Genomic DNA, 12,490 nt, shown 5'->3' with positions numbered 1-12,490 from the left:
GCCTTGAGCGATGTTAAATTGATCTAACCAAGACCTCAGTATAACTAAACTGTGTGTGAGAATAGCGATGTATGAATGGCGTGGATGGGCAAAATATGGATTTTGGGAGCATATTTCTGCCGAGGATTTCCTCGGATGTGGAGATCAATCAGAAATCTCTGAACTGAAAAGAATTTTGGAGTTGGTAGTCCCAACGGTACATGTACCTTTGGGAGGTGACGGCCCTCTGGGGTCCAACCGACGGGCAACACTTCGGGATGAACCAAAATTACTGCAGCATATCCGCCGCGGTTTGTATGACAGATCACTTCGAGAAATCTCCAAGGAGTTTAGTGCCACTAAAGGTCCTGATAGCGGCGAGCCGATGGACGGCTACTTGGCCCGCCAGTCAGAAGCCCGCGGCGGAGATGAGAGTTTTAAGTTATTCCAGCTAAAGTGGGCAGCAATAAATCTGGAAACCCTGAATGCCGGTCTACCCGACGAGCTTAACTACGAGTGGTTAATTGCCGCTGAGGAGAGAGCGATCAAAGCTATCGAAAGAGAAGGTGTTATCTTTCAACGGCATGCTAGAAAGCCACATAAGCTGAACTTCGAGAAGACTTTTGTGAGGATGGGTGAGAAGCCAAAAACAAGGGCCAAAGACTTGTGCTCCGATCAACATCGCGATGGCGTTTGGGTGGGAGCAGACGAACGGGAAGCGAACGCATACTCTTTGGCTGAAATCGCAGATGAAAACCCAAAATGGGTCGGTACAATTGTTTTCCACGCTGCAAATATCTTGTTGGCTGTCAGGACGTTGAAGATGCAGCTCAGTCTCTTGCCGCCTGTTTGCAGCAACGAGGAGATGTGGAGCCCTGAAAACGTTTCTGCGCATATGATGGAGGCTACCGAGCTTTCCTGCTCTATCGGGTACCATTTGCACGCGCTTGAGGATCACTACTTACTGAAACTGGCGCAGGGCAAAAAGAAGCAAGAAAAGCCACTTATTGAGAACAACAGTAAACGTCGAAAAGACAACGAACGACGAGATCAAGAAATACTGAACTTGATGGATAAACATGTAGCGGCCGGTCTCAGTGTGACAAACGCTGCACGAAAAGTGGAGATAGAGCATAGGTTTGAGTTGAGCCTCTCGCGAATTCGAGCGATTTATTATGAGGCAAATAGTTGAAAAAAAGCTGTTTGAGCGTTCGGCCCAAACAAATTGAACTGTCACGGTGGTCACCACGAAACAAATCGGAGTACCGTGACATGCGATATTTTACTATGGAACAACTACGCCAGATGCTTGGTGGTCGAGGTCGCACGACAATTTATCGGGACATTCAGGCTGGCCGCTTACCAACACCAACCAAGATCGGCGGGATCAACTACTTCCCGGATCATCTGGTCTTTGCTGCATTGAAGAAACTAGCCCCCAAACCGAACGAGGGGAGCTAGGTTCATGTCTCAATCAGCTACTTTAGTCTCAAGTGAAAACTACAAACTATCCGATTTGAAGCTCCAAATCATCCACAACATGGCGCTAGACGAAAATTTATCGCCCTCGGCGACCAAGGTCGCGCTAGTCATAATTACTGCACTGCTTGATGGCAAATCTGGGTGGTGCTTTCGAACTGACGTGGAGCTTGCGAGTTGTGCCGGAATTTCAGTAGATACCCTGCGCCGCAACGTGAAGAAAAGCCCCTCATTTCGGCAGTACTTTGAGATCAGAAGTGGAAGGTACAAAGGACTCGCGACTGAGTATCAGTTGATACGTCAAGCTATGCTGGATGGAGCAAGACGTCGGGATGGAAAGCTAAGCAATACGACTCGCGCTAATGGTGAGTCTGCGATCAATAGTCAGAAAACCCAGACTGAAGCAGAGGTAAGAGAATCTACCGGCTCGGCGTGTGATGGTGGGAAGAATTCCAACATAGACCGGGAAAATTTACCGCATACTGGTAGGCAGAATCACCCACCCATCACAGTTCCTAAATCCAGTTCAATAGCAGATTGCAAAAGCAAGTTGCGTTGCGAAACAATCGAACCGATGTTCAGTATTCTTGAGCGCTTTACCAATGCCTACCCTCGCGAAGGCAATGTCAAAAAAGTCAAAGCCACTTTGGCTTCCTCGATTGCGGCAGGAGTATCTCCAGATGCAATCATCGATGCAGCAGCGGCATATGCCTTTGAGCAAAAAGGGGTTGAAACCCGGTTCATAAAGCTCCCTGAGAACTGGTTGTCTGAGAAAGATTTTTCGGAAGTCCCTACACCTCAGCACAATGGCGTTACAGAAGCTGTTGTACTGCAAAATTGGGCGAAATGGATCAATGAGGGATCTGGTCTTGGTCGCACTTGCTCGTCTGATGTTGTGCATAAGTTGTTAGAATTGGGATTGGTTACCCGGAAGAAATGTTTGGCCGCAGGTCTGTCACTATGAGTGATGAAGCTCGCTCATGAACCAATCTTGAGTGGCATATATTGAAGAGTCCATTAGAGCTTTGAATCCAGTCTCCGGAACGTGGACAAATAGCAAGCTAGACGCAAAAAATTGGCGATTGGAGAGATATGAAATGAACAAGGAAACAGACCGTAAGCCTGACGATCTAGAAGGTGGAAATACTCCGGCTTGCCGGTCAGCATCGATGAGCAAAGTGTCGACTACCGCAAGAAACTCCGGCGCGTCTGTTGGACCCAGCCGCACTAGTGAACAGAGATGCACACCTGATTTTGGCAACCTGACGACATCCCAGATCGCAGACCACTTACCAGATGAGATGGAATTGCAGTCGATGTATGGCGTGAAGAGCTCGACCGCAGCTCGCGGACTTCTAATCAGCGCTCTTCAAGGCCTTGGCGAAGCAGGTGCTCATTATCGGTCCTTTGTTCTATCAATGGGAGCTGAGTTGGAGCCTAACGATGCGATTGAAGCAATGCTTGTCACACAAATGGCCATCACACACGCAGCCATGATGACTAGTGCGGGAAGCTCATTGAATGCCAAGAGCGACCAAGCACGAGAGTCATATGACAGGATCACGAACCGACTTGGTCGTACCTTCGTCACCCAACTTGAGGCGTTGAAGAGATATCGCAAAGGCCCGTCACAAACAATTCGCGTAGAGCACGTGACTGTTAACGCAGGCGGACAGGCGATAGTGGGTGACGTTAAACCCGCAGGGGCAAATGGTGGATAATGACGGTAACCCCATGCAAAGGGCACACAGCGCACTTCGATGCGCAGCAACGGCGAAATCGACCAAGCTGCGCTGTCGAGCTCCTGCTGTTAAGGGTTGGAGTGTATGCCGCATGCATGGCGCACGAGGCGGTGCTTCATCGGGGGCGCATCACCCCAACTTCAAGCATGGTCTACGAGGGAAAGAATTTGCGGAGCTGCGAAGCCTTTCCGTCGGTCTAAGGAAATTACAGGGCATGTGAAAAACGCTCCGACTTCGAAGCCCAACTTGGGTTCTGCCTCGTCAATTGAATGTGGTCGAATCCAAGCTCAATGTCATCTAAAAGCCAGATACTATGAGCGCCGCAGGCCTTGTCGCGACAGATGTTCGGCCCTGCGATTCCACAACCTCTAGCTCAGGTTCACACAAGCGCGCATATGGAATAATTCTACTCAGGACATCAATAATCCCTACTATATAAGATGCGTGCCGCTAATCCCCGCCATCGTCCTGTGGGACGGTCCAATGCGACAGATATGTCCGCTCATAAGCGAAGACAGCTGTGATTGCGATGACTGCATAAAGCACGATCATGGGATCAGATCTCAGTTTCATCGTTGCGAACGCTACAAGAACAATCGCGTCAAATCCCAGGGCGCACAGCAATATCGCTCCGCTTGCGCCGATTTCTTTGCGCAGGTGCCGAAACACTCCCCAATGCACTAACATATCCATAATCAGATAGAAAAATGCGCCAAGGGAAGCGATACGGCTCAGGTCGAAAAAGACGGCCAGCGTTGATGCAAGGACCACAGTGTAAACCAACGTATGGCTGCGAATTGGGCCTGACATACCAAAATGACTGTGAGGGATCATTTTCATTTTGGTCAGCATCGCCAGCATACGTGAAACGGCAAAGACACTGGCCAAAACACCTGATGCCGTTGCGACGACCGCAAGTACGACAGTGAAATAAAAACCTGCCCGACCGAAGGCCGGTTCAGCCGCTTCGGCGAGCGAATAGTCTTTTGATTCAACAATCTCATCAATCGTCAGGTTGGAACCAACCGCTAGAGCTACCAGCAGGTAAATCATAATGCAGATCGCAATAGAGATCATGATGGTTCGACCAACATTTCGGTGTGGATCGGTGATCTCGCCGCCGCTGTTTGTAATTGTAGTAAAGCCCTTGAACGCGAGGATCGATAGAGCCACAGACGCCACAAAGCCCGTTGTACTAAATCCGCTGACATTGTCGCTGGCCTCTGGAAGACTGAATCCACCGGACCAGAGAGCCACGATGCCGAATAATGCGATCCCGCCGATCTTTATCACCGCCATGATGATCGACAGCAGGCCAATGGACCTGTTGCCTGATATGTTCACAAGAAATGCAAACAGGATCACTCCGACCGCCAAGATCGGGACTAATGGGCCCCCTGAAATATCGAACGGACGCAAGACATACGTCGCAAATGTTCGTGCAACGAGACTTTCAGAGATGACCATCGAGAGCGCCATTAAAAGTGAGGCAGCGGCTGCAATCGCGCCGGGCCCATATGCCTTTTGCAGGATCATCGCGATCCCGCCTGAGGACGGCCATGCATCGGACATCTTGATGTAGCTGTAGGCACTAAAAGATGTGATGATCGCACCCAATACAAAGGACAGGGCAAAGTAGGGACCCGCTAATTGAGCGATCTGCCCGGTCAGCGCGAAAATTCCCGCCCCAATCATTACCCCGGTGCCCATGCCCACAGCGCCGAAGAGGCTGATCGAGTCTTTATTGGAATCCTCATCGCCATGAGAGTGTGTCATTTTTCGGCCTTTGTATTGTTTTGCTGATGTGGTCGGGCCGGATCCATATTCCAGCGAAAATCACAGTGGTCATCGCCCATTGCGATGGTGCTCGTCCGCTCCAGTTTACCGCCCCATTTTTGCGCCAGCGGGTAGTCCAATGCGCACCAAGTCTTCACGCACAGATCGCTGGCGTCATGTTGTTTGAAGAACGATGCAACTGGGCACTTTGTGCAGTCAAAACCTACGGTATTCGGGTCGGTGTCGATGTCTCGCCATCCATACGCCGGGTCACCAAACGGGAATTTTCGGAAGACGTTAGTCGCGATACGCATCTGTTTGGTTGGATCAGCGGACAGTGTCTTGGCCAGCATAAGTGGCAGTTCTGACACGGGCTTGTAGATCGACCAGCAAATTTGATACACGAAACCGTGCGCCTCTTCGGGGCTCTGACCCTGTGCGACCAAACTTTCGTAAATCGCCAGAGTGAGCGCGGCGAGATGGGTTGTGATCATCGCACCCGTCGTTTCTGCTACGCGTAGATTGCGCTCCAATTCATCATAACGACGCCATGTCGCTTTCAGAATATCTGGCACATTTAATGCGGGTTTGGTGGCCTGTAGAATTGGCAGCGCATGATGCTCCACCAAATCGCGTAGCATAGTTCGCCCCCCGTCAACATTTGTCAGCCCGATTTGTGATGCAAGGTCATTTGCCAGCGCCTTGGTCGTGGACCAATCCCAGTCCTCATCCATAGCGGTTTGCGGCGGCAGTTCGCCAAGTAGCAGAAGCTCGGGCAAAATCTGTGACGTGCGTTTGGCCAATCTGTTGGGGGAAGCCACGCGCGCTGCAAATTCCCGAGCGATGTATGGCCGCGAAAGCTGTTCAAATCGCGCATCGGGTGCCAGTTCGAACAACAAGGCTTCCGCTGTCGTCAGCGCCTTTGCGTGCAACATCAGACTTGCGGGAAAAACAAACCCAGTTTGATACCCGGCCTGCATCATCTCCAAGTATATCTTTGCAAGGCTCGTTTCGCGTAGGGGAGAGGTATAAAATTCCTCTGCCAGCTTCGCGAACTGGTCGAAGAAAGCGGCCTCGTCTGCGTCAGGTAATGCATCTGTTTGAGCGCGAAAATGATGGAAGGCACGGCGCGTCTGTCCTTGAACAACGGCCATCCAATAGAGAATGAAGCGGTCTTGCTGAGGTGGCTCCAATTGGCCGTACATACCAAAATCCAGCAGCGTCAGTCGCCCGTCAGAATGAAACACGATGTTGCCAGGGTGCAGGTCTGCATGGAACAAGCCATCGGACACGAACATCTTGAGCAGCATATTGACCAGACCGCTCACCAACTTGTCTTTCTTTTCATCGGTCAATATCGCAGCCGCATCGCCGAGGTGCAGCCCTTCAACCCAATCCATCGTCAAAACGCGCCGTGTGGTCAGTTTTTGGTAGGTGTTGGGGATTGTTACGGTATCGTGACCGACAAAATTCAGACGAAACCTTTCTATCGTTTGGGCTTCGGCAGCGAAATCCAACTCGTTCAGGGTGTATCGTCGGAACTCAGCAAAAAAATCTGACAGGTTTGATCGACGCAGCTTGCGGGGCACAATTTTGGCTAAAATCGTAATGCCGAAGCTTAGCGCCGCCATATCCCGTGAGATCAATGCATCCATATCAGGTCGTTGAACCTTGACCGCGACTACGGTGCCGTCTTTCAAAGTGGCCTGATGCACTTGTGCCAACGACGCTGAAGCGACTGGGTCGCACTCGAATGTCTCAAAGTGATCAGCCAGTTTGCCACCAAGTTCGGTTTTGATGGTTGCCTTGATGACGTCCAGTGGAACCACTGGAGCCCGTTCTTGCAGTCGTTCCAGCGCAGCGACGTATTCTTCAGGCAGAATATCGGGCCGAGTGCTGAGAATCTGGCCCAATTTGACGAATGTAGGGCCGAGCTCGATTAGGGCTTCAACAAACCGAGTCGGGTCGGCTCGGCTGCGAGACTGCGATCCGTATTGCCGCAATGCTCGCAATTCACGGCGCAAGGTCCACAAAATCACGCTTAATCGCCGAACCTTCGAAAACCGCGTCAAGTGCCCAACCCAAAGTGTGGGGTGAAGCAATGACAAACCCCAAGAATAATCAGATTTTTCAGTGCGCGGCTTCTTGTCCAGATCATGACCCCAGGTCCCATGCCCACAGCACTATTGAGACTGATCGAGCCATTGTTCATGTCTGCGCCGTTGTGGTCATATAGCATTGGATACCCTTCGCTTTAGATTTTTGCGCTGCGCAACCGCAGTGCGTTCAGCACAACGGAAATCGAAGACGCGCTCATGGCGAATGCGGCGAACATGGGGCTGATCAATATCCCGAAGAAAGGGAACAAAATGCCCGCAGCAACCGGAACACCTGCCGTGTTGTAGATCAGCGCAAAGAACAGGTTTTGGCGGATGTTGCGCATCGTCGCACTTGCCAAGCGGCGCGCGCGCACGATCCCGTCAAGGTTCCCCTTCAAAAGGGTGAACCCTGCGCTTTCAATCGCGACATCTGCCCCCGTCCCCATCGCAATACCGACGTCGGCTTGCGCCAATGCAGGTGCGTCGTTCACGCCGTCACCGGCCATAGCAACCTTTGCGCCAGCTTCCTGCAATTCACGCACGATACGGGCCTTGTCTTCGGGCAGAACGTCGGCGCGAATTTCGTCGATCCCCAGACGGGCACCAATCGCTTTGGCGGTGCGTTCATTGTCACCTGTGGCCATGATGATCCGAAACCCAAGTTCATGGAGTGCTTTAAGGGCTGCCGGGGTCGTTTCCTTGACCGGATCCGCAACACTGACTAGGCCCGCAATAGCTCCGTCAAGCACGACAAACATTACCGTTTCGCCTTCGTCACGGCGCAAGTTTGCTTTGCCGACCAAGCCGCCACCCTCAAGACCCATGTCCGTGATCAACGCGCGATTACCAAGGGCCACATGTTTACCATCAACAACACCTTTGACGCCTTTGCCAGTTATCGCCTCGAAGTCCGTTGCGGTGACCATGTCCACGCCACGATCTTCCGCGCCGCGTACAATCGCTTCTGCCAAAGGATGCTCGGACCCGCGCTCGAGCGAGGCTGCCAGACGCAGCACTTCGGCCTCATCGTGGCCTGTTTCCGGCATGACCGCGACCAATACTGGCTTGCCTTCGGTTAGGGTACCGGTCTTGTCGACGATCAATGTGTCGACCTTTTCGAACCGCTCCAGCGCTTCGGCGTTTTTGATCAAGACGCCAGCTTGCGCGCCGCGCCCAGTAGCGGTCATGATCGACATCGGCGTCGCTAGACCCAACGCGCAAGGACATGCAATAATCAAGACCGCGACCGCAGAAATAAGCGCATAGGACAACGCGGGGGCCGGACCCCACAGCGCCCATGCCCCGAAGGCAAGAATGGCGATCAAGATCACGATTGGGACAAAGAACCCAGCGACTTGGTCTGCATATTTTTGGATAGGCGCGCGACTGCGTTGCGCGCTCGATACCATCTCGACAATTTGGGACAGCATCGTATCGGAGCCTACGCGCGTGGCGGTGATAACGAGACTACCTGTGCCGTTGATGGTTGCGCCTGTTACGGCGTCGCCGGACACTTTTTCGACGGGCACCGGTTCGCCTGTAATCATGCTTTCGTCGATTGATGACCGCCCGTCGGTAACGGTGCCATCCACCGGCACCTTGTCACCCGGACGGACGCGCAGCCGGTCACCGACTTGGACATCCTCCAGCGGAATTTCTTCCTCGGTGTCGTCATCTCGGATCACGCGTGCCGTCTTGGCCGCCATGTCGAGAAGCGCACGGATGGCTTTGCCGGTGCCTTCACGTGCGCGCAATTCCATCAGCTGGCCTAACAAGACCAATGTGACAATAACCGCAGCGGCCTCAAAGTAGACGCCGACGTTGCCCTCCGCATCCCTAAAACCGCTCGGGAAAACGGATGGAATAAGGACAGCGACAATACTGAATATCCAAGCTGCCATGACCCCCATCGCGATCAGAGAAAACATATTCAGATTCAACGTTCGGAATGAATTCCATCCGCGCACCAAGAAGGGCCAGCCACTATAAAGGACGACGGGCGTTCCAAGGATCAATTCAATCCACAGCGTGGCGCGCTCACCGAATATCTCACGAACCGGCAACCCCAGATATGGGCCCATTGTCAGGATCAACAACGGAATTGTGAGGATAGTCCCTATCCAGAACCGGCGGGTAAAATCAATCAATTCTGGGTTTGGGCCAGCATCCATTGAAGCCGACTCCAGCTCAAGCCCCATACCGCAAATTGGACAAGACCCGGCATGAGGCTGGCGCACTTCTGGGTGCATCGGGCAGGTGTAAACTGGCCCGGAAAATCCGGCGGGGACGATGTCTAAATCACCATCCGGCGCTTTCTGAGGTGAATGATGGCCGTGGTGCCCATGGTCTGCATGGGCAGTTTCACCTTCTTGCGCTTTTGGCACCAAATGCATCCCGCACTTTGGGCAGTCTCCCGGTCCGGCTTGCTGTACCTCGGGGTGCATGGGGCAAACATAAAGTGATGTTACTGCGGTTGAATGGAATTGCTGGGCCATGATTATTCCTTTAAGCGGGTGCTACCCAGAACCTAGTCCTTCCAGTAGATGGAAGGTCAAAGGATATTGAAGGTTTTTTCAGAGATTAGGGACATTTTCGCAGAAAATTGCAAAATCTCTCATTATAACAATCCCTTAGTGGTGATCACTATATCGTGGTTTTCCACTGCGTAAGACCCATGTCATCGGAAGCTCATAACTTAAGGAAACAGGCTTTCCGTCCAGAAAGGTCAAGGGATAGTGAAATTTCATCTATGAAGAGCGCTGACACATATATGGCTGCAAACCTAAGACTTCGCCGTTTCTGATCCCCGCCAAATCGCTGCCAAAATTAGCGGAATAGCCGTCATTAATCCGAGGCCTAAGACAATCCATTCGGCTTTTCCGAAATCGCCGGTCATCGCTTCAGCACCAAAATGTGCAAGCACAAAGCTGGCGGGCAAAATCCCCGCCAAGGTTGCAACGAGAAACCGCCAAAGATGCAGTCGGCTCAATCCAGCAGCATAACTCATTGCATCAAAGGAGATGAATGGCAGAAGACGCGATCCGAAAACGGTCAACATGAGCAAGTTCTGTGAACCCAGGAGGCCGTAATTGGTCTTGTCGCCCAGCCAACGCTCCAAATAGCCACGCCCCATGTGTCGTGCGATAGTGAAGGCTGTAACGGCCCCCAGCACAGACCCGATCGCGACATAAATGGTGCCGTAGAGGTGCCCGTATGCGGCTCCGCTTACCAAAGCAACGGGAGCACTTGGAATTGGGCTGGCAACGATGGAAGCAAGCATGAATGCGATGATCAAAATTGGACCCCAAGGCCCTGCTTCTTCCACGAGTGCGGCAACCATCTCTCTATCAACCTGCGGCAGTCGCCCCGTTGCCCATGCGGCAGTGAGCGCTATCGCAAGCACTGCAACTGTCCAGATACCAAGGTTTCGGAAACGCATATTGTTAGACCGCATACAAAATGATGAAAAACAGCGCTGCTGCCAGATCAAAGACGATGCAAAGCGGGATATACCAACGCGGAACGGTGGCACCAAATCTGGGGTTGTGGTGCAGCAGATCCCACACGGCGTGAAGGGTTAATCCAATGGGAATCGCGCTCCAATGCAAGAAAAGACCGGTGAGGGCGGCCATTCCAAACATGCTGGCGACCACAAGTTCCATCGCAAATGCGGGAAAGCTATCTGACCGCGCGCCAAACCCGATATATGCACCGCCGATCAGACTGAGACTGACTGCTGCTAAAGCTATGGACACATCTTGCGGCACAAGAAGATGAACCGGTACAGTTGCCAAGAAGAGAAGGCCACCGATTAGGGCTGGATTCCGTAAATCTAACTCCGTTGTCATTGACGAGCTCCAGGCATGTTATGGAAGGCGAACTTTGCAGGCTCCATTTGGGGGAAGGTCAAGGCTTATTGGCATCACGCAACACTAAATTGTCCCATCATGCCTCCGTCCTCATGTTCCAGAATATGACAGTGGTACATGAAAGGAGCCGTTGCGGAGGCCGGTTTTTCAAATTGCATCAACAATTCCGCAGTCCCATCAATCAACACTGTGTCTTTCCACCCGTCGTTTTGTGCGCGCGGTGTTTGGCCATTCTCCGAAACGACCTGAAACCGCACCCCGTGGATGTGGAAGGGGTGCATCATCATATCTGCGCTAACAACCCAACGCTCGACACTGTTTTGCGCGACCGTAAAGTTTAAGCGTTTTTGATCGAAGGTCTCGCCGTTGATCGAGAATTGCTGACCCGAGCGCGACATCATCATGCCCATTCCCATCGACATATCGAGTGATATGCGTCTGACAGTCGCGTCTGCTCCGATCAAGTCCGGTATATCGCTGTTCAAGTGCAGAGGCATCTTTGTAATTCGGACGGGCAGGGACGCGTCAATTCTGAAAGGTAACACCGCAAAGCCAGCACCGCCGCCAGACCCGCCCATCATTCCCCCCATGGGAGAGTTATTGACATTGTCGGACATCAAAACAGTGTCGTTCCCGTTTGTGAAGTCGATGAGAGCTTCGTATCTTTCACCGGGAGCGAGCGTTAACTTTGTAAGCGGTAGAGGCTGATCGATAAACCCGCCGTCCGTTGCAACCAAGTGCATTGGGCGACCATCTGACAACCAGAGATTGTAGATACGTGAATTTGAGCCGTTTACCAAACGGCACCGGACCAAACCACGAGGGACCTCTGCCGCAGTATCAATTTGCCCATTGACCAGAATGGTGTCGCCCAGAAACCCATTCATTGTCTCGTGCATTCCAGGGGTGTATTTAATTCGACCGCGCCAGTCGAACTGCCTATCCTGAAGGACAAGTGTGAGATCGTCGACCCCGTAGTTTGAAGGAAGTCCGCGCTCATCATCCCGCCCATCTGTGACCTGCAGCACACCCGCCAGACCGTACATAACCTGCCGCGCCGTCGCGCCATGTACGTGGCTGTGATACCACGCTGTCGCTGGAGGCTGATCAAGCGGCAGAAGGGGACGCCACGTTTGCCCGGGCAAGATGGGTTGATGTGGTCCACCGTCAGACTCGCCCGGTACCATTAACCCGTGCCAATGCGCAGACATGGGTTCGTCCAGAGTGTTCTCGACTTCCGCTTGTGTTGTGAATCCGGTGCGAAGCCGCAGGGTAGGGCCAAGATAGCCTTGATTGAAGCCAAGCGTATCGGTGCCCGCACGCTCGGCAAATTGAGTTTCACCCGCCTGCGCACGCAAACGAAATTTCTGCGAGCTGGTCGCATCGAGAAGCGGAGGAAATTCGAGCTTCTTGATGGATTGTGCGAAAAGCCCATTGGGCAGCATAACGCCCAATCCTAGACCAGCTGCGGTTTGCATCATTTGACGGCGATTCACGAGTAACTCCTCAGACTAATGATATCGGCAAAGCCGAGATCGCATTTTCT

General features: G+C 52.5%; 10 protein-coding genes. 4 read left to right on the top strand and 6 right to left on the bottom strand.

Annotation, left to right across the window (positions count from 1 at the left end):
• The first annotated feature begins 67 nt into the window (after positions 1-67).
• The 4 genes from THALAR_RS16025 to THALAR_RS16020 all read left to right on the top strand — a co-directional run bounded on the left by THALAR_RS16025 (position 68) and on the right by THALAR_RS16020 (position 3,179).
• Entirely contained in the window at positions 68-1,171 is a 1,104-nt protein-coding gene (locus THALAR_RS16025) for a hypothetical protein (protein ID WP_021102641.1), read from the top strand.
• Between the two features lie 80 nt (positions 1,172-1,251).
• Positions 1,252-1,440, top strand: a complete 189-nt coding sequence (locus tag THALAR_RS18215) for a helix-turn-helix transcriptional regulator (protein ID WP_083483507.1) — start codon at positions 1,252-1,254, stop codon at positions 1,438-1,440.
• A 4-nt stretch (positions 1,441-1,444) separates the two neighbouring features.
• Complete coding sequence (locus THALAR_RS18495; protein ID WP_154666822.1) at positions 1,445-2,422, top strand: hypothetical protein; 978 nt, start codon at positions 1,445-1,447, stop codon at positions 2,420-2,422.
• Between the two features lie 133 nt (positions 2,423-2,555).
• Complete coding sequence (locus THALAR_RS16020; protein ID WP_154666821.1) at positions 2,556-3,179, top strand: hypothetical protein; 624 nt, start codon at positions 2,556-2,558, stop codon at positions 3,177-3,179.
• Between the two features lie 471 nt (positions 3,180-3,650).
• Here THALAR_RS16020 and THALAR_RS16015 read toward each other — a convergent pair whose 3' ends face one another.
• The 6 genes from THALAR_RS16015 to THALAR_RS15990 form a co-directional block, all read right to left on the bottom strand.
• Positions 3,651-4,976: an APC family permease gene (locus THALAR_RS16015; RefSeq protein WP_021102639.1), complete on the bottom strand. Its 1,326-nt coding sequence runs from the start codon at positions 4,974-4,976 to the stop codon at positions 3,651-3,653.
• The gene (locus tag THALAR_RS16010) at positions 4,973-7,015 is read right to left on the bottom strand and encodes an AarF/UbiB family protein (RefSeq protein ID WP_154666820.1); all 2,043 of its coding nucleotides are present in this window, start codon (positions 7,013-7,015) and stop codon (positions 4,973-4,975) included. The genes THALAR_RS16015 and THALAR_RS16010 overlap by 4 nt, the downstream gene beginning before the upstream one ends.
• Before the next feature lie 215 nt (positions 7,016-7,230).
• Entirely contained in the window at positions 7,231-9,519 is a 2,289-nt protein-coding gene (locus tag THALAR_RS16005) for a copper-transporting P-type ATPase (protein WP_245622463.1), read from the bottom strand.
• 338 nt (positions 9,520-9,857) lie between these two features.
• A complete protein-coding gene (locus THALAR_RS16000) occupies positions 9,858-10,514 on the bottom strand; it encodes a TVP38/TMEM64 family protein (RefSeq protein ID WP_021102636.1) in 657 nt (218 codons plus the stop codon).
• A gap of 4 nt (positions 10,515-10,518) precedes the next feature.
• Positions 10,519-10,923: a DUF6010 family protein gene (locus THALAR_RS15995; RefSeq protein WP_051153790.1), complete on the bottom strand. Its 405-nt coding sequence runs from the start codon at positions 10,921-10,923 to the stop codon at positions 10,519-10,521.
• 74 nt (positions 10,924-10,997) lie between these two features.
• On the bottom strand, positions 10,998-12,440 hold the full coding sequence (locus THALAR_RS15990; protein ID WP_021102634.1) for a multicopper oxidase domain-containing protein: 1,443 nt from the start codon (positions 12,438-12,440) through the stop codon (positions 10,998-11,000).
• Positions 12,441-12,490 lie beyond the last annotated feature (50 nt).

It is taken from the genome of Litoreibacter arenae DSM 19593, assembly GCF_000442275.2.
In the GTDB taxonomy this organism is placed as follows: Bacteria; Pseudomonadota; Alphaproteobacteria; order Rhodobacterales; family Rhodobacteraceae; genus Litoreibacter; species Litoreibacter arenae.
The sequence above is the reverse complement of the archived record's forward strand: the minus strand, read 5'-3'. Positions and strand labels throughout refer to the sequence as shown.